The sequence below is a fragment of the Streptomyces sp. NPDC054834 genome (assembly GCF_053611185.1).
This window is the reverse complement of the sequence record NZ_JBSGZV010000005.1, coordinates 69,153-90,819: the sequence shown is the minus strand read 5'-3', so window position 1 is coordinate 90,819 and position 21,667 is coordinate 69,153. Positions and strand designations below refer to the sequence as shown.

The window sequence follows — 21,667 nt, the reverse complement described above, 5'->3', positions numbered from 1 at the left end:
CCGGGGTGAGCGCCGCCGACTGGCACCGTCGCGAGCGACGCCGACTTCGCCCCGCATTCGCACACTGCCGGCACCCAGTGCGTCGGGCGGGCCGGTCCCTAGCTGCCCTTGCCGCCCCGTGGCAGAACCGCTTCGGTGAATACCACCAGGCCACAGCCATCAGGCGTCTCGGTGACGGTGTGTCCGAGCTGGATCAGCAGCCCTGCTACTGCGGTCTGCACGATTACTCTCATGCTGTCGTTGGTTGCTGCCCGGCCTGCCTGGTCACGGGCGAGCGCGGTGAACCCGTCCGAGGCCGTCCAGCTGACCAGAGCGCCGGCGGACACCTCAGTCACCCGCAGCCCCGGAACCCCGCTGTCCGCGTCACCCAGCACCTGAAAGCCGGCCTGGACCAGGCAAGAGCTCACCCGGGACACGAGTTCAGCCGGGGCGCACGACACGCCGGTCGCCTGCCCACGAGAAGGGCGATCATGCCACCGAACTGCACAGGCGCCTGTTCGGACGGCGGGCAGGACGCGGCGGCCCCCGGACGACGGCAACCGTCGGGTGAGCCACCGGGTGGCCCGGCCGTTACATGCTCACGGCTCCCGTCCTACGAACAGGGAGGGGAGCCGTCCGGGTGTGTTTGGAGGGAACAGGCAGTGCCGCAGGCGCCTCCAAAGACATTGAGCTTTGCAGAGGTGAAGGCTGCAACCTGATTGGGCGCGAAGAGTTCCCGGGTCGGATTCTGCGCGTCGGCCGTAAGACGCGTGTCGTCACCGCGTCCTTGCTTCGGGTGCTCGAGAGAGGAGAGCCGAGTGCAACGGTGCTTACGGCGGACACTGAAACGCACCTACGCGGAAGCCCCGCCGGGCCGCGCCTGCGGGGCTTCTCGTCGCCCTCCGCTCTCACAGACGCCCCTATAACGCGGGGGCGAGGGAAATCGGTCTGACCAGCTTGAAGACCTCGCGGGCGGCATATCGCTTGAGGCATCGGATGATCTCACGGCGGGTCTTGCCCTCCTGGGTGCGGCGTTCGTAGTACGCCTGGGTGCGCGGGTCGTGGCGCAGGCGGGTGAAGACGATGCGGTGCAGGGCCGCGTTCGCCTGGCGGTCGCCGCCGCAGTTGAGCCGACGCGTGCTCCGACGGCCAGAGGAGTACTCGATGGGGCTGACTCCGCAAAGGGCAGCAAAGGACGCCTCGGTGTTCAGCCGCTCGGGGTTGTCTCCCATGGTGATCAGGAGAGTGGCGGCACTGTCCGGGCCGATGCCCACTGGCATGAGCAGCTGCGGTGCGTGGCGTTCGACGAGCCGGGTCAGGCGCTGGTTCAACTCATTGATCTGTCCGGTGAGCTGTTCGATGCGCTCGGCGAGCATGCGTAACGTCATGTGGGTGGCCTGGGCCACCATCTCCTCGTCTCCCCCGTCATCGGGTGGGCTGAGGGTCGCGCAGGTGCGGAACAGCTCGGCATTGCCCAAGCTCGATAACCGCTCCCGCAGGGCGGGGTCGGCGATGACCAGGACGGCTTTGAGCTGGTTGATCGCCTGGGTGCGGGCCTTGACCGCGGAGTCCTTGGCGAGCTTGAAGATCCGGGCGCTGTGCACCGGGCCGTCGCCGGTTTTGGCCCGGGCCCGGGCGCGGCCGCTGAGCACGGCTCGCGCGGCGGCCTGTGCGTCGAGCGGGTCCGACTTGCCGAGCAGCCGGCGGGCCGTGCGGTCGGGCCGGTTCACTTCGAACACCTGGATCTGCTGGGCCAGCAGGTAGCGGGACAGGCCCGCGCCGAAGGTACCGTTGCCCTCCACACCGGCCCGGCGCACCGTCCCCCGCTTGCGAGCCCACACGAGCAGCCGACGGTAGCCGGCCGCCGTCGCCGGAAAGGACTCGGTGCCAAGGACCCTCCCCAGCGGGGAGACCACGGCGGCCACGTGAACCTCGCCGTGCGTGTCCACGCCCAGGACGACCTCACCCCGATTGGGCGGATCCGTGCTGGAAGAGGTGCTGCGTTCTCTGGTCGTCATGGTGGTTCGCCTCCCGCGTGGTGACGTGCTGGGTGGATGGCACCGGCCCGCTCGGGCGGTCTGAACCGTGATGGCGCCTGAAACTCGGCAAGGCCCCTACTCGGACACGCCCTGTGGCTCGGTACCAGCGGCGCCATCCCGCAACGACGGTCGACAAGTCCGTGACTGGACACTTCGGTCATAGATCTCATGAGTCAGACCCCCGTCCGGGACGGCATCGCGCAACCGTCCCATCGATCCCGACACGACGGCATGACCCGATCACTGCCGGATGGCTTCGAACCAGTGATTAACCTGTCCTGGACGGGCTGACACCGAGTGGACTTCTCGTCCACTCGTGACCGGCATTGACGGACAGCCCTTGGCCCGCCTTACCGGCAGTCCTTTATCGACCGCTCTCACGGGCCACCAGGTTGCGCACCCTCCCCTCCACGCCCGTCCCACCGGTGAGCGACGCCAGGACTGCCGCATCGGCCATAGCCGTGGAGATGCGCTTGCGCGCCGGAGGCCGGGCCAGGAACGGGGCCGGGGGCGCATGAAGATACCGAGCGGCAAGGCCGTATGCTGCAGCGGGCGAGGCAGGCGCTGCTCACGCGTCGTGCCCATCCTCTGCAGCCGGGTGACCCCATTTCGTATCAGGTACCCGACGAACGACCTGGAGGTTGGCCGGTGATCACTCTGACCGCAGTCGGAGGAGTAGCACTGGTCGAACTGGGCATGGCGCTGACTCCGGGACCGAACATGATCCACCTCGCCTCCCGCGCGATCACCCAAGGCCGCAGGGCTGGACTGGTCAGCCTCAGTGGGACCGCCGTGGGATTCGTGTGCTATCTACTGGCCGCGGCTGCGGGCCTGTCGGCGTTGTTCGCCGCCGTGCCGGTGGCATTCACGGTGGTCAAGCTTGCCGGGGCCGCCTACCTGGCCTACCTCGCCTGGGGCATGCTCAAGCCCGGCGGCCGCTCGCCCTTCGCCCCGGCCCAAGACCTGCCTCCGGTCTCCGACGCCCGCCTGTTCTCGATGGGGCTACTGACCAACCTGCTCAACCCCAAGATCGCTCTCATGTACGCCGCCCTACTGCCCCAGTTCTTGGACCCGCAGGCAGGTCCGGCCTGGGGACAACTCCTCCAGCTCGGTGGTGTGCAGATCGTCGTGGGCATCACCGTGAATGCTCTGATCATGCTGGGCGCAGCGCGGGTCTCGGGGTTTCTGGCCGCCCGGCCCCGCGCCATGACCGCCCAACGGTTCACAGCAGGCGGCCTGCTCGGCGCGTTCGCACTGCGCACCGCCCTGTCCCGCACTGCTGTCTCCACCTGAGGTTCCCCCACTGCGCGGGGGGGTGGCTGACTAGGCCCTGTCCGGGCGCTTCAGCCGAGAGAGTTGATGAAGCGGTCCAGCCGTGAGACGACTTGCCGCAATGCATCAACGGATCCCGCGGCGTCATCCGCGAGCTCCAGGGCGTGATCCGCTGAGGGGAACTGCGGCTCGCTCAGGGGCACCGTCGAAGCGGGTGGGGACCGCGAACGGGGAGGGATCAGGTATGGCCGCAGGCTACTAGCCAGCCGATCATGTGACTGGCGTCCTGTCGGATCGCTGTTCGGGGCATGGGGCGACGTGATCTGACGGATGCGGAGTGCGAGCGGCATGAGCTGTTCCTGCCGGTCAGCAATGGCCGTTGTGGCCGGTGACGGGAGCACCGGCAGGCGATCGACGGCATTTTGCACCGGGTGCGGACCGGGGTGGAGCGGCGGGATCTGCCCGAGCGGATCGGGCCGTGGAAGACGGTCCACGAGCGCCATCGACTGCCCGATCCACGGTGCCGCCAGTGCCGCCGCTACCGGCTCGGCGCACTGCTGGCCCTGTGCGCCCTCGCCGTGCTCGGCGGGGCCTCGACGCTGGTGGCGATCGGCCGGTTCGCGACCGGGGCACCCGAGGAGGTCCGGACCCGCCTGGGTATGGACGGACGAATGCCGCGCGCCTGTACGCGCGGCCCGCTGCTAGCTGGCATCGACGGCGACGCGCTCAATGCGGCCGTCGGCTCCCGGTTGGCCTGCCAGCTTGGTTCGTCGCCGGCAGCGCGGCCATCAGGCAGGCGATCCTCGACCGGCAGACGGAACAAGATCAGCCGGGGCTGCCATGACGTCAAGGCTCATCCTGCCGGCCTGTGCGTGCTCAGCGGACGAAGGACCGGACGGATGTGAAGACGTAGCCCAGCAGGACGAGCAGGAAACTGGCCGCCGCCAGTAGCCACTGGAGCACACCTGCCTCGTGCCCCAGCAGCGTCGGACTCCAGGCCCAGAACACCGCCACGGCCAGCGCGGCACGGACCGTCTGGAACGGCGCCGACCCGGCCAGCCGCTGCAGCACGTCGGCCTGCGGTGCGAGAGTGAAGACAGCGCCCAGAACGCCCCCGAAGACGACCACGATGACGATGAAGGCAAGCAGGGATGCGACACCCAGCTCGTCGTCCGCGAAGGCGTTCCAGCGTGCTTCGGCGAGCACGCGCAGGTTCTTGCTCTCGTTGACGTAACCGCCCAGCTCCGGTGCCGATCTGGCCCACAGCACGTCGACCTCGGTGCCGGCACGGGGCCGGTCGTAGGTGTAGGCGCCACGCACGGGGAGCCGTCCGGGGCCGCCGGGCAAGAGACCACGAGCCGTGAGACATACCCCTTGACGGCATGCTCGTCGGTCAGCTCTTCGCGGATCGCCTGCGGCCCGCCCACGACGGTCGCCGTGCTGGCCTCGGCGCCCGCCGTGCGCAGGTCATCGAGCTTCTCACCCGCGTTGGCCGACGTCAGCAGCGCGACGAAGAAGGCCCCCGAGGCGAACGCCACCAGCGCCCAGACAGCGCCGGTGCGCAGTTTGATCCACGCCCGGGCATCGTCGAGGTCGCTGAAGGAGAACCCGAGGGCCTCACTGAGCGACACGGAGCCGGACACGGACCGCCGATCAGCCACCTTCGACAAGGACACCGGCTCTCCCGGCGTCCTGTTCTCCCCGGGCAGCACTCGCAGACCCCACAGCGCCAGCACGCGTACCACCGCACACGCCACGGCGACGGCTCCCCACACATACGCCTCGGTCCACGGCCGAGGCATGGCGGTGGCGCCCAGCAGCCAGAAGCATGCGATCGCGGTCGCGACCCAACCCACCAGCGCACACAGCCGAACTACCCAGTTCAGCAGAGAACGCATGAACCCTCCCCCGTCGTTCGGCGACCCGTCCTCCGCACCGCCCAGCGCCTGTCGCGGCATACAGGTGCCAACGCCACGACGCACACCGGGAGGAGGCTGGGAACCAGGCCGCCGGCTGCCCTCGAAGATACGGGCGCCCTACATCGGGGAGGCACCCGGGTGGAGTTTCCGGACGACGTCGTTGAGCGAGGAACCGCAGCCGGTCAACGCGTGACATCTGACGCGCACTGGCGTGGAGCAGCACGACTCGGAATGCCGACCCCCGGGGACGTCTTCTCCCCGGTGCCTTTAATACGCCCGCAGGCCAGGCCCCTGAGCGCCTTCGGGGCGTGCCCGGGGACGGGGTCAGCATCAGGGGCCAGCATGGCGGTTCACTAGTCCAGGGCTTTGAGAGCCGCCAGGAGGTGTGGGACCAGGGGGTTTGAGTCGTTCTTGCGCCAAGCGACGGCGACTCGTGTGCGCACTGCGTTGGGCTCGATCCTGCGAAAGGCAACGCCTTTGAGGCGGATACGGCGGATGCTCTCCGGGGCCAGTGACACGCCCAGGCCGGTTTCCACCAGGGCGCAGACGGTCTGCCATTCCACGGCGTGCTGAGTCACCTGGGGTGTGAAGCCTGCCGTGATGCACAAGTCGGTGATCTGGTCGTACAGCGACGGGCCGACGGTGCGAGGCATGAGTACGAAGGGGCAGTTCGCCAACTGCTCGACTCGGACGGCTCGCTGTGTCGCGAGTGGGTGCGAGGAGGGCAGGACGGCCACGAACGGTTCGTCCAGCACGGTCTCGAATCCGAGTTCCGTGTCATGGGCAGGCGGTTCGCGCAACAGGCCGATGTCGATCGCCCTTTCGCGCAGAGCGGCCAGTTGCGGTGTGGTGGTCATCTCCCGGATGTCCAGGTTCACGGCGGGAAATCGTCCCCGGAAGGTTCGCAGCAGGCCGGGGAGGACAGTGAGGGCGACGGAGGCTGCGAAGCCGATCCGCAGGCGGCCGGCCCTGCCGCTACCGACCTCTCGGGCTGCGGTCAGGCCGTCCGCGAGGTCGGTCAGGGCATGCCGGGCGGCGGGGAGAAGCTCCCGGCCGGCCGGGGTGAGTCCGATGCGCCCGGGTTCGCGGCTGAACAGCGCGTAGCCGACCTTGTCCTCCAGACGGCGGATCTGCTGGCTCAGCGGCGGCTGGGCGATGCCCAAGCGGGTAGCGGCGTGGCCGAAGTGGAGTTCCTCGGCAAGAACGACGAAGGCGTGCAGTTGCGGAAGAGGAAGTTCAGGGCGCTCCATACGCCCAGAGATATCACTACACACGTGAGACCGTATTAGACGTATCGGTCCTGGTCACCTAGCGTTCGGCGCATGACGGAGCGACGTTCAATACTCAGCGGCTCGACGTTCGAGGAACAAATCGGCTATGCCCGCGCTGTGGTCGACGGCGACTGGGTCCATGTGTCCGGAACGACCGGATTCGACTACACCACCATGATGATTTCCGACGACGTGGTGGAGCAGGCGGAGCAGTGCCTGCGCAACATCGAGGTCGCCCTGACCGAAGCGAAGTGCACCTTCGCTGACGTGGTGCGGGTGCGCTACCTGCTGCCCGACCGGGCGGACTTCGAGCCGTGCTGGCCGGTGCTACGTCGCACGTTCGGAGAGGTCCGGCCGGCCGCCACCATGCTCATGTGCGGCCTCGCCGACCCCCGCATGAAGATCGAGATCGAGGTGTACGCCCGGCGGATCACCGCGCAACCGCCCGCGTGATGCGATCTCTGTGGCAACTCCCACAAATCGCGGAGGAGTTCAAGGAGCTTTTCCTTGGCGACGCGGGCTCAGCGCGGACGCGAGCCGCGCACCCGGTCGGCTGGCCAGACATGCCGCGATGCCAGGGCTAGTGACTGACGGGGAATGCATCGCGGTGCCGGGCGCCCATACCTTTCCCTGGCCCGACCCGCAGGCATGGTCCGACCCAGTGCGGCGACTCACGGCACGAGTCGGGCCGCCTCGGTGAACGTCAGCCCGGCGAGCTCACAACCCGGGCCTGACCTCGAACCGGGGCCCCGTGTCCGGGCTGTCGGATCCGGCCAGTTCCAGTCGCGGTGCCGTACACGGTGACCAGGTCGTCAAGCAGCCCAGAAGTCTCCTCGGGAGGCAGCCCAGAGGCACGCGCCACCTCGTCCAGGTGGACCGCTTCGCCCGTGTGCGGATCCGCAGCCTCAGGTGCAAGGCCGGGGATCGATCCGCCGGTCCGGTTCCGGACCACTCAACGCCTGCCTGCCGGGGCACCGTGTTCGTGCAGTGCCTGCATGACCTCCTCGTCGCTGACCTGGTCGAAGTCGTCGTACCACTGTCCGACTGCGCGGAAGTCCGGCGGCTGGTGCAGACAGACGACGTCATCGGCTTCCGAGCGCATCGGTGCGGCGATGTCGGGAGCACAGACGGGGACGGCAAGGATCAGCCGCGCCGGGCCCTGGCGGCGCAGGTGGCGCAGGGCGGCGCGTGCGGTGGCGCCGGTGGCGAGCCCGTCATCGATGAGGATCACGGCCCGGTCCTTGATTTCGGGCCTGGAGCGGTCATCTCGGTACCGCAGTTCCCGACGGTGCAGCTCGGTCCGCTCCTGGGCCACGTCCGGGGCAAGTCGGTCCTCGCTCAGGCCGAGCATGCCCAGTGAATGCCGGTCGAACAGCGGGGGATCGTCACCCACGATCGCTCCGATGCCGGTCTCCGGGTGGCCCGGGACGCCGATCTTCCGCGCGACCAGCACATCCAGCGGTGCCTTGAGGGCTCGGGCCACATCGGCCGCCACCGGAACGCCGCCTCGGGGCAGCGCCAGTACGACCGGGTTGATGAGGTCCCCGTCGGCGGCCCACTCCATCAGCCGGACCGCGAGTTCCTGGCCGGCGTGGCGGCGGTCGTGGAATTGCATGATCCGGATACCTGGCTTCCGTGCGAGGGGACGTGTGCCGGGCGCGCCTGCCCGGCCGTGGGGCGACTGGGAGACGCAGGACAGCGTGTTGCTTGGTGGTCGGCGTCCGTGTCCGTGGACCGGCACGGCCTGTCAGGACTTGGTGTCCGGCTCGTTCCGGCGCGTCTCGTACTGCTTGTGCCCGTTGGGACAGGAGGGGATCTTGTCGCCCTGCTTCACGTGGACCTTCTCGCTGCAGCTGGCGCAGTAGAAGTCCCCGGTCTTCTGCGCCTTCTCACCGGCTTTCGCTGTCATCACTCGCTCACCTCCACGTTCGTCGCTTCCTCTGCCGACGGTCCCGGCGATCCGGCGGTGGTGGCCGCTCCGGTGCCGGCGGCCTCGCCGAGACCGGGGGCTACCGACCCCTCGTCCGAGACTCCGAGGGCCACCTTCGTCCAGCCCACCTCCCGCCGGTCGAATCGGCGGTATGCCTCGACCGCGTTCTGGGCGTCACCCCAGCGAGTGACCAGCGGCGTGGGATCCAGGCGCCCGGCCGCGACCAGTGAGACGAGAGTCGGCACGTAGCGGCGGTGGTTGCAGTTGCCGGACTTCAGGGTGAGGTTCTTCATGAACGCCTCACCGAACGGATAGTGCTGGACCTGCGGTGGATAGACGCCGACGGTGCCGATCGTTCCGGCCTTGGCCACCATCTGCACGGCCCATCGGGCTGCCAGCGACGGGGCGTCACCCGGCACCCAGGTATCCCCGTCCGGGTTCTGCTCGGGGGCCGCCTCCTTCCGCTCGTGATCGAACTGCTCGGCCTGCTCTCGCAGCGCCTCGGCGGCCGGCCCGCGCTGTGGCCGCTCCGCGTCCACGCCCACGGCCTCGATCACGCGATCGACGCCGATACCGCCGGTCAGCTCGCGCACCGCCTCCACCGGATCCTCGGCGTTGAAGTCGACGGTCTCGGCATGCTGGCTGCGCGCCACATCCAGCCGGTCGGCCACGCCGTCGACGACGATGATCCGGCCGGCGCCCTGGAGACGAGCACAGGCGATGGCGGCCTGCCCGACGGGACCGGCTCCCACGACGGCCACGGTGTCGCCATCGCCGATCTCGGCCAGCCGGGCGCCGAACCACGCGGTGGGGTAGATGTCGGAGAGCAGGATCGCCTGCGCGTCGTCCACGGTGTCCGGCAGCGGAACCAGCCCGACGTGCGCGAAGGGAACGCGGGCGTACTCGGCCTGCAGCCCGTCCAGGCCGCCCGCAGCCTCCGGCCCGCCGAAGAACGTGGTGCCCGCCTGCGGGCCACCGGGGTTGGCGTTGTCGCACTGCGCGTAGTAGCCCGCGCGGCAATAGCTGCACGTTCCGCACGCCACGGTGGACGGCACCACCACACGGTCGCCAGGGCGGAAGTTGCGCACACCGGCGCCCACGTCCTCCACCACGCCGACGGCCTCGTGGCCGAGGATCCGGCCCTCTTGCAGGCCGGGCATGGTGCCGCGGACGAAGTGCAGGTCGGTGCCGCAGATGGCGGAGGTCGTAATCCGCACGATCGCGTCGAACGGGTCCTTGATCGTCGGTTCCGGCACGTCCTCCAGGCGTATGTCGCCCAGACCGTGCCACACGACAGCCTTCATGCGGATGCTCCTCCATGGATTTCCGTCCAAGCGCCCCGCTTCGGCCGTCGATCCAAGGGACGGCGAGCCGCGCCTCTTCGATGGAGGCCCGGGCCCCGGCGCGCCCGTAAAGTCTCCGTGCCTGGGGACACCTCTACGCGCCGACTCGGGGCACTCTGATCGTTCAGGCGTGTGAGCCGTTGTTGCCTGCATCAGGCCAGCGACGTCATTTATCCCTCTCCGGGGTTTCCTGCCGGGCGCCTCCCAAACTGCGACGGTCCTTCGGCACACCTGGCGGGACAGCGACCACTCCCGGCAGAGCCCCGTCCCTCATCGCCTCGGCGGACCTATCGCTAGACGTCGTGCACGCCCCCAAGGTGAAGACTGCCTGGCTCGAGGCGGCTCCTGCCACGCTGGATCCTCGCCCGGGCAGAGCACGTCGATCAACCGTCGATGCCCGCCCTCCCACAAGGGGAAGCCGTTGGCAGGGCCCCGGCCTCTCGGCCGGTTTCGCATGGGGGTGAACTCCCGCACGTCCCAAGGCGGTCGGGGGGAGAACGCCAACGCCTCGCGCCGACGGCCGTCCGTCATCGCCGACCCAGCACGGCGGCCGCCGCTTCAACATCCCAGACTTCACACCGCCAAGCCCCCCGGACGCCCACGAGGTTTCCGGGAAACACTCACCCCCAACCCTCGCCCGCGTTCGCGCACGACTTCCTCGACGCAGCCCCCACCGCGCAGGTCGGCGGGTCCTCCGCGCGGCAGCCGGTGTACTGCCGCATTCGCCTCACGGGAACTCGCCGACCAGGGCCCCGGGAGGCGGGTGCGGGTGCCACCGTGAACTGACGCTGGTTGCCCACGTGGACGATCCGCACGGCGAAGTCGGGCGCGACCCGGTCGCGGAGGACCGGCCGGAGCGATTGTTGTGCCCGCGCGGCGGGCGGCGGCGAGGAGGCACGCGGGCTCCGCCCATTACGGGGTGCGTGCGCACCTGGGAAGAACGTGGAATTCGCAGGCGCACACAGGGTGGGGGGCTACTCGGGGCGGACCTGCGCAGCCTGCATGCCCTTCTGCCCCTTCTCGGCGATGAAAGACACAGTCTGCCCCTCCTTGAGGGCTTTGAAGCCATCACTCTCGATAGCCTTGAAGTGGACAAACAGGTCGTCTCCCCCACCCTGGGGAGTGATGAAGCCGAACCCCTTCTCATCGTTGAACCACTTCACAGTGCCAGTCTGTCGGTTGCTCACGCTTCCGCCGATCTCTCCGAGGTGGGCATCACTTCCAAGCACACCACCCTTGCCTCCACCACGGCTTTGGTGAAACGGCTACGACCAAGGAGATCACTCTTCAGCGCCACGAACTCGCGCGGCCGGCGTTCGATGGCATCGGACATCAGCGCCCGGCGAATTCCCGGATCAGCGCCCCAGTACGAGGCATGCCGCTGGGAGAGGCGTGCCAACCTGGTTGCCTCCCGGGCGAGGAAAGCGGACAGCCACCTGGGCGGGTGCGGCCTGCCTGCGCGGACGCTCGGGCCGTGACCGTCGTCCTGGCCTACTGTCCCTTTACTCACCGGCCCTGAGAACAGCTGCACCGTCAACGGCACCTCGCACCTCCATGCCCCCGGTGAGCCGTGCCGAGACCGCTTGCCTTCGCTGCATGTCGGGGTCCGGTTGGGGTACTCGGCACGATTCGAGCTTGAACCGAGGAGGGACATGGACGACGCCGCCGCTCCTGACAGGAAAGGTACTCCCCTGTCCGGGCATCTGGCGCGGTCCGGCGCCCTGCTCGACGGAACGCTGGAAAACCTGCGAGCCTCCGCCATCGCGGTCGATGACGATGGCCTCATCGTCACGGCCAACAGCGCAGCCCAGAGCCTGCTGGGCAGGGATGCCTCGGAATTCGTTGGTCAGGACTTCCACGACCTGCTGCACCGGGACAGATACGGGCACTCGGTGCCGCGCATTCGCTGCCGGATCCGGAAGGCCCTCCTCACAGGGGACACCAGGCATGGCGACGCCGAGTGGTTCGCCCGCGGGGACGGCACTCTCGTCCAGTTGTCCTGGCTGGTCACGCCCTACGCACCCGGTCCGGGCGGGACAGGTGCGCTGGCGATGCTGTACGAGCCGAAGCCGGGGGACGTGCGCCACAGCGAGGGCGGGCACTCCGCGCCGCTGACGGAACTGGACCGCCTGGCCCTGCTCGCGGAGACGACCACGCAGCTGACGTCCACCCTGGACGTGGACGAGGCGCTGCACCGACTGGCGGCCCTGACCGTGCCCCGGCTCGCGGACTGGGCGGTGTTCGACCTTCTCACCGAACGTGACGAAGTACGACGCGTTCTCGTGATGGAGCACAAGGACGGCATTCTCGTCGAGCGGGATGACCTGCAAGGCCCGATGCCTCCCGTGCCGGCGGAGTCGCCGATGCCCCTGTCGCGGGCTCTGCGCGGCGCCGCCTCCTCCCTCGCCGGTCCCGCCACCTACCAGGGCCCGCCCGATTCGGGCATAGCGGTCGAGCAGCAGCGCCTGTTCACCGCGACAGGTATGCACTCCGCCGTCATCGCGCCCATTCGCGGACTGCGCGACGTACTCGGCGCCCTGACCCTGGGCCGCGCCCAGCGTCATGACGCCTTCACCCCGGCCGACCTGCCCCTGCTGGAGGACCTCACCCGCCGGGCGGGCCTGGCGCTGGACAACGCGCGCCTGTACCAGCGCCAGCGCAAAGTCGCCGAGACCATGCAGCGCCACCTGCTGCCCCAGCTGCCCGTCCTGCCCGGGCTGGAGATGACCGCGCGCTACGTGCCCGCTCCGCACGCCTCGTCCGTGGGCGGCGACTGGTACGACGCCTTCGCTCTGGCCGCCCACGCCCACGCACTGGCCATCGGCGACGTCGTCGGGCACGATCTCGACGCCGCAGCCGGTATGGCGCAGGTCCGCAACATGCTGCGCGCCTTCGCCTGGTCCCACCCCGAGGCCGCGCCCAGCGCCGTCGTCACACGGCTCGACGAGGCCGTGATGCACATAGCCGAGGTGCCCATGGCGACCATGATCCTCGCCAGGCTCACACGCGGCGACGACACACTGTGGCGCCTGCGCTGGACGAACGCCGGCCACCCGCCGCCGCTGCTCATCACCCACGACGGTCAGGCCCGCTACCTCGAGGAGGCACACGGCATACTGCTCGGAACCGGAGTCACCAGACCTCGCCCCGACGCCGTCGCCGTCCTGCCACCCCGGGCCACGCTCCTGCTCTACACCGACGGACTGGTCGAATCCCCGCACCACTCCATCGATCACGGGCTGGACCGGCTGCGCCGGCACGCGGCCTCCCTGGCTCACCGCCCGTTGGGCTCCTTCTGCGACTCACTGCTGGACCAGGTCCGCCCCAGCGACAACGACGACGACGTCGCCATGATCGCGCTGCGCACTCCCCCTGCCGCCCCGGAGCAATGACGCGAAATACGCACTACGGAATCACGCGGTTCGACGACTTCGTACGGCGCGTCGGGATTACCGAGGCTGTCGCCACGGCACGGCTTCGCGATCTGGGTCGAGCGTGGCGAACTCGGGGCTCGCGCCCGAGGCGACGTCCCGCCCAAGCGCTTCGGCCCAGGAGTGGGCGAGTTTCTCGGCGTCGGGGTGGCGCCGGCGAGGTGGCTGGATCACTCCGGGACTGGTGATCCGGGGGTGCCAGGTGGCTCGGCAGAAGCCGACAACGAGCAAACACCGGCCGCCGACCGCAGCAAGCAAGCAGGTACAGCCCGCCGACCCACGACCGTTGCCGCGGCGCCGGCGTCCGTCTGTTTCCGAACCGTGACGATCGGAATTCCCGGCTCCCTCACCTGCACTGTCGTACACCCCGCCACGACCTGCGCACTCGACGTATACACGTCGTGTATACACACTGCGTATACACGGTGTGTAGAGTGCAGGTCATGTCCATCGGTCACACCCTTTTGGGGCTCCTGGAGTCCGGCCCGCGCCACGGCTACGACCTCAAGCGGGCCTTCGACGAGAAGTTCGGTCACGACCGGCCGCTGCACTACGGCCAGGTCTACTCGACGATGTCCCGGCTGCTGAAGAACGGCCTCGTCGAGGTCGACGGGATCGAGGCCGGCGGCGGCCCCGAGCGCAAGCGGTACGCGATCACCGACGCCGGCATCACCGACGTACAGCGGTGGCTGGCGACCCCGGAGAAGCCGGAGGAATACCTCCAGTCGACCCTCTACACCAAGGTCGTCCTCGCCCTGCTCACCCGGCGCGACGCCGCCGAGATCCTCGACACCCAGCGCTCCGAGCACCTGCGCAGCATGCGCATCCTGACCGACCGCAAGCGCAAGGGCGACCTGGCGGATCAGCTGATCTGCGACCACGCCCTGTTCCACCTGGAAGCCGACCTGCGCTGGCTGGAACTGACCGCCGCCCGACTCGACAAACTCCGTGAGGCTGTGACCCGATGACGACTTCTCCCCCCGGTTCCCTGCTCACCGCGTACGACCTGCGCAAGGCGTACGGCCCGACCCACGCGCTGGACGGCGCCGAGTTCTCCATACACCCTGGCGAGGTCGTCGCCATCATGGGCCCCTCCGGGTCCGGCAAGTCCACGCTGCTGCACTGCCTCGCGGGGATCGTGCCGCCCGACTCCGGGTCGATCACCTACGACGGGCGTGAACTGACGAAGATGAGCGATGCCCAGCGCAGCGCGCTGCGCCGCTCCGAGTTCGGGTTCGTGTTCCAGTTCGGTCAGCTGGTGCCCGAGCTGACCTGTGTGGAGAACGTCGCCCTGCCGCTGCGGCTGAACGGCACGCCCCGCAAGGACGCCGAGCGGACCGCGCTCGGCTGGATGGAGCGCCTGGAGGTCGACGACCTCAAGGCCAAGCGTCCCGGCGAGGTCTCCGGCGGCCAGGGCCAGCGCGTCGCTGTGGCCCGCGCGCTGGTCACCGGACCGCGCCTGCTGTTCGCCGACGAACCCACCGGCGCGCTCGACTCCTTCAACGGCGAACGCGTGATGGAACTGCTGACCGAAGCGGCCCGCTCGACCAACGCCGCCGTCGTCCTCGTCACCCACGAGACACGCGTGGCCGCCTACTCCGACCGCGAGATCGTCGTCCGCGACGGCAAGTCCCGGGACATGGAGCGCGCCGTATGAGTCCTCGCCAGTGGGCCAGAGACCTGGCCATGGGGGCCCGCTTCGCCGTCACCGGCGGACGCGAGGGCTGGGTCCGGATGACGCTCACCGCCGTCGGCGTCGGTCTCGGCGTGGCACTGCTCCTGCTGTGCACCGCCCTGCCCAACGTGTTCGCCGCCCGCCACAAGGTGGAGGACGCCCGCTTCGACAACACGTACTCCGACAAGGCCCCGCCGAAGGCCGACAACACCTTCCTGATCGCCGACACCGACACCACCTGGCACGACGACGACGTCCGCGGCCGGCTCGTCGAGCCCGAGGGCAAGCGGGCGCCGCTGCCCCCGGGGGTCGACAGCTTCCCGGGCAAGGGCGAGATGGTGGTCTCCCCCGCGCTCAGGGACCTGCTCGCCTCGGACGGCGCCAAGCTGCTGCGGGAGCGGCTGCCCTACAAGATCACCGGCACGATCGGCGAGAGCGGACTCATCGGCTCCCACGAACTGGCTTACTACGCGGGCGCCTCGGGGCTGAAACTCACGGACTTCTCACCGGTGCACCGGCTCACCGAGTATGGCAAGCCGGACACGACATCCGAGAAGACCGACCCGGTGCTGCTGCTCATGATCCTGGTCGTGTTCGTGGTGCTGCTGACCCCGGTCGCCGTGTTCATCGCCGCTGCCGTCCGCTTCGGCGGCGAGCGCCGCGACCGCCGGCTGGCCGCGCTGCGCCTGGTCGGCTCGGACAGCCACATGACCCGGCGGATCGCGGCGGGCGAAGCACTCGCCGGAGCCCTGCTCGGCCTGGTGATCGGCACCGGCTTCTTCCTCCTCGGCCGTCAGACGCTGGGCTCCACCGAGGTGCTGGGCGTGAGCGTCTGGCCCAGTTACCTCGATCCCTCCCCCGCGCTCGCCGTGCTGGTCGCGGTGGCGATCCCGGTCGCCGCCGTACTCGTCACGCTGCTCGCGATGCGCGGCGTGGTGGTGGAACCGCTTGGCGTCGTGCGCACGGCCAAGCAGCGCCGCCGCCGGCTGTGGTGGCGGCTGCTGCCGCCGCTGGCCGGCCTCGCGATGCTCTATCCGATGATCGGCAAGGGCCGCAAGAACGGCGACTTCAACCAGTACCTCGTCATCGGCGGCGTGCTGCTGCTGCTGATCGGCATCACCGCGTTGCTCCCCTGGGTCGTGGAGGCGGTCGTCGTCCGCCTCGGCAAGGGCGCGCTTTCCTGGCAGCTCGCGGTACGACGGCTACAGCTGAGCAGCGGAACCGCCGCACGCATGGTCAACGGCATCGCCGTCGCCGTGGCCGGAGCCATCGCCCTCCAGATGCTGTTCACGGGAACGCAGAGCCAGTACACCAAGACCACCGGCAAGGACCCCGGCCGGGTCCAGATGCAGGTCGACTTCAGCGACCGCAAGCCGCTGTCCGGTGTCGAGCGCGAGTTCACCGGCAGCAAGGGGGTACGGGCCGCAGTGGCCCTGGCCATCTCGGAGTACGGGGATGCGCGTCGCAACCCGAAGAACACCAACGGCCTGACCGTGGGTAACTGCACCGCCCTGCGTGAACTCGCCACGCTGCCCTCCTGCAAGGACGGCGACGTGTTCATCACGCGAACGAGGAGCCACTACGCCTCCCCCAGCAACGCCGACGAAATCGCCGTGGTGAAGCCCGGTCGGCAGCTCTACATCGACCCGTCGTACGACGACGCCACCGAACCCGGCATCGAGGTGCCGTGGACCGTTCCGGCGAACGTGCGGGTGGTGGACGCGCGCAAGGACTCATTGCAGGACTCCAACGGTCTGCTGGTCACCCCCGCCGCCCTGCCCGCCAAGGCCGCGCCCGCGTTGTTCTCGGACGGGGTCTACCTGCGTCTGGACCCGTCGGTGCCGGACTCACGGGAGTACATACGCAACGTCGTCGCCCGGATCGACCCCCTGGCACGCACCTACAGCTGGTCGGCGACCCAGGAGGACGTCAAGTACGCCTCCATCCGCACCGGCCTGTTCGTCGGCTCCGCCTTCGTGCTGGCACTGATCGGCGCGAGTCTGCTGGTCTCCCAACTGGAGCAGCTGCGCGAGCGCAGGAAGCTGCTCTCCGCGCTGGTCGCCTTCGGCACCCGGCGCCGCACGCTGAGCCTGTCGGTGCTGTGGCAGACGGCCCTCCCGGTCGGACTCGGCCTCGTACTGGCCACAACGGTGGGTATCACCCTCGGCTCGGTGCTGCTGAAGATGACCCGTACACCGGTGGCCATGGACTGGGCGAGCGTCCTGACCATGACCGGCGTGGGCGCGGCCGTGGTCGGCGTGGTCACGCTGCTCAGTCTGCCGCCGCTGCTGCGGATGATGCGCCCGGAGGGCCTGCGCACGGAATAACCCCTCACACATCCCCCGAAGTGGGCTCCTCCTGCCGGGAGGAGCCCACCCCTGCACGCAGGCAACCCCGGCCGCGCGTCAGCCAGACCGTCCGGGGCATCACAGCTGTCAGGACGGCTACGCACCGGCCTGGTCCGCCGCCGCGCCCTGGACCTGTACGAAGCGATCCCCGCCCAGTACTACCGTGAGCGTGCCGTCCGGGAGTTGTGGGACGTCCTCGCCGCTTGAGGCGGCAACACCGCGGTTCTCAGTCAACAGGGCTCTCCGGCCACACGAGGCGCAGGACCACAGTCCGCCGCACTCTTGTTTCCGCCCACCGCTCTCATCGTGTCGGCTTCGCAGCCATTTGCCGGCCTTCGACTGCGGACTGTCCGACCACCCCGACGCCGTACAGCACACCCAGCACTGCCAGAGCCGCGCCGATCAGGCGAAACGCCACGGCGTTGCTGCCTTCGAATCGGCGTTGGCCGCCTCCACACCGCCACCTTGGCAGGTGAGCGCCCTGGTGCCGTATTGACGCCAGGTGTCCTCGGCACGCACCGGCCGGGCCTCATCCGGGTCATGACTGTGCTCTCGGCACCCACCGCCGCGACGACCGGCTGCACCTGATCGTCGATCAAGGCGTCGAATCCCTGAATGCTGCTTGTGGGCTGGATCGGGCCCGCCGTATCGATCGAGGTCCGCTCCGGCAGGTCCCGGGCGCCGAACCTGTCGACGAGGCGGCGGTGTCTTCGATCGGGTGACAGGACGGGGAATCCCCGTCGATGCGGTGGCGTGGCCGCGAAGCTCGGAGCATGCGTATCGCGGTGCTGGATGTGGACGAGACCCTGATCGCCGACGCATTGGCCGGTCCGTTGCCGACCATGCTGGCCGAGGCGGGCCTCGTCCCCCAAGACCGGCTGGCGCGGCTGCGCCGGGCACAGGTGGCCTCGGACGCGGAGGATCCTCAGGCGGCGGCGCGGATGAACGCGTTGTTCGCCGCGATGCTGACCGATGTGCCGTGCCGAGCAGTGTCCGCGGTGACGGCCCGGCTGTGGCAGCGGCAGCGTGCGCGGCTGTTCGCCTTCGCCATGCCGCTGGCCGGGGCGTTGAAGGAGGCCGGCTATGTGCCCCTGCTGATCTCGGGGGGCCCGCAGGAGATGGTGGCTCACCTTGCCTGTGAGCTGGGCGTGACACTGTTTCGCGGTACAGAGTTCGAGGCGGCTGACGGGCTGTTCACCGGTCGGGTCGCCTCAACGGTCGCCGACGGGAAGGACAGGGCTGCGCAGGAACTGGCGGGCGCCGGGCACATCGACTGGCCGGGTTCCCTGGCGGTGGGCAACTCTTTGGGGGACGTCTCGTCGCTGAGCCGGGCCGGCCGGCCCGTGGCGTTCGAGCCCTCGCCCGCTCTCCGGATGCTGGCCTGCCACCGCTCCTGGCCCGTGTGTGACCGCACCAGCCTGCTCACGTATCTGCGCGACCAGGCCGCCCTGCCCGTGCCCCTACCGGCCCTGGCCCGCCGCATGCCGCCGGCCCACCGCGCGGACCCCGCGACTTCGGTGGGCAGCGCGAGGCGTCGGCTGACCGAGCGGCTGCTGGCCCAGGTGGGCGGGCAGGGAGCCGTCACGGGCGAGTGCTACAGCCGGGTCACCGAGTCGGCCCTGATGCTGACCCTGCTACGCCGCGCGAACACCCTCCCCGGCGTGCAGAGCCGGCTACACGCCTACCTGTCGCGCAGCCGCGGCGCCGCTGACGCCTTCGACACGGCGGTCATCGACGCCACCCTGAACGGCATCCCGCCGGCGGACCGGCACCGGCTCATCGAGCAGACCTTCTCCGGCGCCGCCCAGCACTCCTCCGACCGCAAGAAACTCGCCCTGGAGGCGATCCTCACCGTTGTCGCTCCCGAGCCCTTCCACGTAGACGCCCCCTCGCACGCGTTCGAGCACCACAACGAGGCCACCTGGACCCGCCTGCGGCAAGTCGCCATCCACCACCTGCACGTACCGGAACCGGTCGCCCCGGAACTGACGGCGCGCCTGCTGCGGCTGACCGAACGCGGACAGGCCCGCGGGGTCATCGAGGGCAACGTGTTCGCGCACCTGTTCGCACTGCTGTCGCTACAGCGGACGGTGCCCGACCACCGGGTCATCCACGACGGCGTCACGGCGCTGGCCAAGGCCGTCCGTGACGACGGTGGCATGCCCTTCATCATCAGCGAGGAGATCTTCTGCACCGCCACCGCGGGCCTCTCGCTGGCGCGCGCCGGCGCCGACCGGAATGTGCTGTACGCCATGGCGGACTACCTCGCCGCCCAGCAGGCCGGCAATGGCGGCTGGGCCTACGCCCAAGGCGTCGTCCAGACCGACACCGACACCGCCACCCACACCATGGCCTTCCTCCACATGGTCGATCCCGAGCGGTACCGGGCACACATCACCGTCGCCCGGCAGTTCCTGGCGGCGCACCTGGGCGAGGACGGCGGGATGCCCACCTATCTGCCCGGACAGCCCTCCGAACCGACCATGACCGCCAACACCATCACCGCCCTGCACCCCTACCGCTTCGCCCACGCCACCCTGCTGGAACGGACAACCGCCTACCTCCTCACCACGCAGAAAACCGACGGCACTTTCGAACGCAGCTGGAGTCTGAGCGAAGCCAACGCCATGCTCCGCGCCCTGAACGCCCTCACCCCCGCCCACCACCGCAACCCCGCAAGCCATCAAGGGCGCCTCGGGCCGGCCATCGACTCCATCCACCAGCGCTTGCTTGTCACCCCGAACTCCGACGGCGGCTGGGGCCAGACCCCCGGAGAAGACAGCGACCCGATGAGCACCGCCTACACCCTCACCGCGCTCGCCTCCACCCACCGCAACCACCCCACCGTCCAAGCGGGCCTGCACCACCTGCTGCGCCGGCAGAACCCCGACGGCGGATACACCTCACCGTCCGACCAGGCCGCCCCCCGGCCCCTGCGCTACACCATCCCCGTCCTCACCGACATCTTCGTCCTCCTCGCCCTCACCCACTACGTTTGAACCCACACCCGACCAGGCTCGAAAGGCGAAACGCGGCTGTCGCACCATGTGCTGTGCACATCCGGCCACAGCCGCACGCCGGGACAGACGCCCCGTTCCCTTGAGCGCCGAGGCCCGCCTGCGGTTTCTGCCCACGGCACATCAGGGTTCCACCCGGAGGTGGCCGCCCTGCTGGGGGTTTCACAGCGCACGGTGCAGCGGTGGGTGACGAAGAAGCCGGGAGCGCGGCGCCCGCCGCGTCCTGCGCAGGTCCGGGCGGGCGATCGAGGACGCGGTCCTGGTGCGGTGGCAGCCACGGGTACGGGCCCGTCGGCGTGCTCGGGCCGAAGCGGAAGGCTTCGTCCTCAGCAGGTGGTGATCCTCGCCCGCGCGCTGCCAGAAGCGGAGGATCCAGTCTTGATACGAACACTGCCTTCACCAGCTACTACTCCAACCGCCAGAGCCGCTCCGGATCCTGGCGCTTCGCCCTGACGTAGCCCGGCCCCGCGCGCAGGGGCACCCCGCTCCCTGCCCGAGGGAAGCGGGGCACCCGCATCTACGAGAAGGGAGCCGGTGCCGTCTGGCGCTGGTCGGACCCGTGAGGATCGTCCGGCGTTCGATCGCGCTCACACCTCTCCGTTCCGCGCAGCCGGTCTCGGCGCCCGCGTCGACGAACTCGTCGCGGACAATCAGCGTATGGAGAGCGAGCCGGCCCAGGCACTGGCCCGGATTGCTGAGCTCACCCGTCAGCTCGGCGAGGCTCAACGCGGCCATGATCGGGTTCATCGGCGCCGCCCGGCACCCGAAGGCGCTCGCCGTACGGCTGCCCCGACGGACGCGCTCCTCAACCGACGACGGGTTTCCTGAAAAACCGGTGCCCGGACTATTCCGGTACGGATGCCTTGCCCGAAACCGCGACGCCGGCCTGGCGGAAGTCGTTCAGGGCAGCAGCTGTCGTGTGTGGGGCAACCCCGACCGAGTAGTCGAGGCGCACGCGCGTGCGAAAGCCGGCCGCGACGGCATCCAGGGCGGTCGCACGCACACAGTGGTCCGTAGCGATGCCCACCACGTCGACGTCCTTGACCCCGCGGATGCGCAGCCATTCCGCCAGGGAGGTTCCCTCCGCGTCCGCGCCTTCGAAGCCGCTCTTGGAGGCGCTGTGGGCGCCCTTGAAGAAAACAGCGTGCACCTTGCCGCCCGTGACGACGGGTGCGAAGTGGGGATGGAAATCGGCTCCTTCGCCTCCTGCCACGCAGTGGACGGGGAAGCTGTCCCGGAAATCCGGGGTCTGGGAGAAATGGCTGCCCGGATCGATGTGATGATCCCGGGTGGCCACAACGTACCGGTAGTGACGCCCCGCACTGTGCTCAACCAGGTCCGCGATCGCCGAGGCGATCCGCGCCCCTCCCGCGACGGGAACACTGCCCCCTTCGCAGAAGTCGTTCTGCACGTCCACCACGATCAAGCTCCGGCTCATCACGA

18 protein-coding genes and 1 pseudogene are annotated in these 21,667 nt (G+C 69.5%); 9 read left to right on the top strand and 10 right to left on the bottom strand.

Features of this window, described 5'->3' with window-relative positions; translation table 11 throughout:
• Nucleotides 1–98: 98 nt before the first annotated feature.
• Nucleotides 99–416 (bottom strand): hypothetical protein, encoded by a 318-nt coding sequence (locus ACWGJM_RS09270; RefSeq protein ID WP_453411035.1) that lies wholly within the window; start codon nucleotides 414–416, stop codon nucleotides 99–101.
• Nucleotides 417–899: 483 nt separating this feature from the next.
• Nucleotides 900–1,997, bottom strand: a complete 1,098-nt coding sequence (locus ACWGJM_RS09265) for an IS110 family transposase (RefSeq protein WP_453411034.1) — start codon at nucleotides 1,995–1,997, stop codon at nucleotides 900–902.
• Between the two features lie 669 nt (nucleotides 1,998–2,666).
• On the opposite strand from ACWGJM_RS09265, the gene ACWGJM_RS09260 reads away from it, so the two are divergent.
• The 3 genes and pseudogenes from ACWGJM_RS09260 (at nucleotide 2,667) to ACWGJM_RS09250 (ending at nucleotide 4,195) form a co-directional block, all read left to right on the top strand.
• The gene (locus tag ACWGJM_RS09260) at nucleotides 2,667–3,311 is read left to right on the top strand and encodes a LysE family translocator (RefSeq protein ID WP_453411033.1); all 645 of its coding nucleotides are present in this window, start codon (nucleotides 2,667–2,669) and stop codon (nucleotides 3,309–3,311) included.
• A gap of 371 nt (nucleotides 3,312–3,682) precedes the next feature.
• Nucleotides 3,683–3,796 (top strand): annotated as a pseudogene (locus tag ACWGJM_RS09255) (transposase); the annotation flags it as partial.
• The gene (locus tag ACWGJM_RS09250; protein ID WP_453411234.1) at nucleotides 3,797–4,195 is read left to right on the top strand and encodes a transposase family protein; all 399 of its coding nucleotides are present in this window, start codon (nucleotides 3,797–3,799) and stop codon (nucleotides 4,193–4,195) included.
• Here ACWGJM_RS09250 and ACWGJM_RS09245 read toward each other — a convergent pair.
• Nucleotides 4,167–4,610 carry a hypothetical protein gene (locus tag ACWGJM_RS09245; protein ID WP_453411032.1) on the bottom strand — a complete coding sequence of 148 codons (444 nt, stop codon included), beginning with the start codon at nucleotides 4,608–4,610 and terminating at the stop codon, nucleotides 4,167–4,169. The genes ACWGJM_RS09250 and ACWGJM_RS09245 overlap by 29 nt on opposite strands.
• A 952-nt stretch (nucleotides 4,611–5,562) precedes the next feature.
• A complete protein-coding gene (locus ACWGJM_RS09240) occupies nucleotides 5,563–6,459 on the bottom strand; it encodes a LysR family transcriptional regulator (RefSeq protein WP_453411031.1) in 897 nt (298 codons plus the stop codon).
• 72 nt (nucleotides 6,460–6,531) lie between these two features.
• Here ACWGJM_RS09240 and ACWGJM_RS09235 point away from each other — a divergent pair, with 72 nt between their 5' ends.
• Entirely contained in the window at nucleotides 6,532–6,933 is a 402-nt protein-coding gene (locus ACWGJM_RS09235; RefSeq protein WP_453411030.1) for a RidA family protein, read from the top strand.
• A 499-nt stretch (nucleotides 6,934–7,432) separates the two neighbouring features.
• Here the strand turns inward: ACWGJM_RS09235 and ACWGJM_RS09230 are convergent, their stop codons facing one another.
• The 5 genes from ACWGJM_RS09230 to ACWGJM_RS09210 all read right to left on the bottom strand — a co-directional run bounded on the left by ACWGJM_RS09230 (nucleotide 7,433) and on the right by ACWGJM_RS09210 (nucleotide 11,152).
• Complete coding sequence (locus tag ACWGJM_RS09230; protein WP_453411029.1) at nucleotides 7,433–8,095, bottom strand: phosphoribosyltransferase; 663 nt, start codon at nucleotides 8,093–8,095, stop codon at nucleotides 7,433–7,435.
• Between the two features lie 132 nt (nucleotides 8,096–8,227).
• Nucleotides 8,228–8,389: a competence protein CoiA family protein gene (locus tag ACWGJM_RS09225; protein WP_453411028.1), complete on the bottom strand. Its 162-nt coding sequence runs from the start codon at nucleotides 8,387–8,389 to the stop codon at nucleotides 8,228–8,230.
• Nucleotides 8,389–9,714 carry a zinc-dependent alcohol dehydrogenase gene (locus tag ACWGJM_RS09220; RefSeq protein ID WP_453411027.1) on the bottom strand — a complete coding sequence of 442 codons (1,326 nt, stop codon included), beginning with the start codon at nucleotides 9,712–9,714 and terminating at the stop codon, nucleotides 8,389–8,391. The genes ACWGJM_RS09225 and ACWGJM_RS09220 overlap by 1 nt, the downstream gene beginning before the upstream one ends.
• Nucleotides 9,715–10,727: 1,013 nt before the next feature.
• On the bottom strand, nucleotides 10,728–10,940 hold the full coding sequence (locus ACWGJM_RS09215) for a cold-shock protein (protein ID WP_453411026.1): 213 nt from the start codon (nucleotides 10,938–10,940) through the stop codon (nucleotides 10,728–10,730).
• Nucleotides 10,937–11,152 (bottom strand): hypothetical protein, encoded by a 216-nt coding sequence (locus ACWGJM_RS09210; protein WP_453411025.1) that lies wholly within the window; start codon nucleotides 11,150–11,152, stop codon nucleotides 10,937–10,939. Before ACWGJM_RS09210 ends, ACWGJM_RS09215 begins: the two co-directional genes overlap by 4 nt.
• A 253-nt stretch (nucleotides 11,153–11,405) precedes the next feature.
• Between ACWGJM_RS09210 and ACWGJM_RS09205 the strand changes: the two genes are divergently transcribed.
• The 5 genes from ACWGJM_RS09205 (at nucleotide 11,406) to ACWGJM_RS09185 (ending at nucleotide 20,206) form a co-directional block, all read left to right on the top strand.
• Nucleotides 11,406–13,145 carry a SpoIIE family protein phosphatase gene (locus ACWGJM_RS09205; RefSeq protein ID WP_453411024.1) on the top strand — a complete coding sequence of 580 codons (1,740 nt, stop codon included), beginning with the start codon at nucleotides 11,406–11,408 and terminating at the stop codon, nucleotides 13,143–13,145.
• Between the two features lie 482 nt (nucleotides 13,146–13,627).
• Nucleotides 13,628–14,152, top strand: a complete 525-nt coding sequence (locus ACWGJM_RS09200) for a PadR family transcriptional regulator (RefSeq protein WP_453411023.1) — start codon at nucleotides 13,628–13,630, stop codon at nucleotides 14,150–14,152.
• On the top strand, nucleotides 14,149–14,841 hold the full coding sequence (locus ACWGJM_RS09195) for an ABC transporter ATP-binding protein (protein WP_453411022.1): 693 nt from the start codon (nucleotides 14,149–14,151) through the stop codon (nucleotides 14,839–14,841). Before ACWGJM_RS09200 ends, ACWGJM_RS09195 begins: the two co-directional genes overlap by 4 nt.
• Nucleotides 14,838–17,186 (top strand): ABC transporter permease, encoded by a 2,349-nt coding sequence (locus ACWGJM_RS09190; protein ID WP_453411021.1) that lies wholly within the window; start codon nucleotides 14,838–14,840, stop codon nucleotides 17,184–17,186. The genes ACWGJM_RS09195 and ACWGJM_RS09190 overlap by 4 nt, the downstream gene beginning before the upstream one ends.
• 794 nt (nucleotides 17,187–17,980) lie before the next feature.
• Nucleotides 17,981–20,206 carry a haloacid dehalogenase-like hydrolase gene (locus ACWGJM_RS09185; RefSeq protein WP_453411020.1) on the top strand — a complete coding sequence of 742 codons (2,226 nt, stop codon included), beginning with the start codon at nucleotides 17,981–17,983 and terminating at the stop codon, nucleotides 20,204–20,206.
• A gap of 862 nt (nucleotides 20,207–21,068) precedes the next feature.
• On the opposite strand, the gene ACWGJM_RS09180 is transcribed toward ACWGJM_RS09185, so the two are convergent.
• Nucleotides 21,069–21,662 (bottom strand): isochorismatase family protein, encoded by a 594-nt coding sequence (locus tag ACWGJM_RS09180; RefSeq protein WP_453411019.1) that lies wholly within the window; start codon nucleotides 21,660–21,662, stop codon nucleotides 21,069–21,071.
• Nucleotides 21,663–21,667 lie beyond the last annotated feature (5 nt).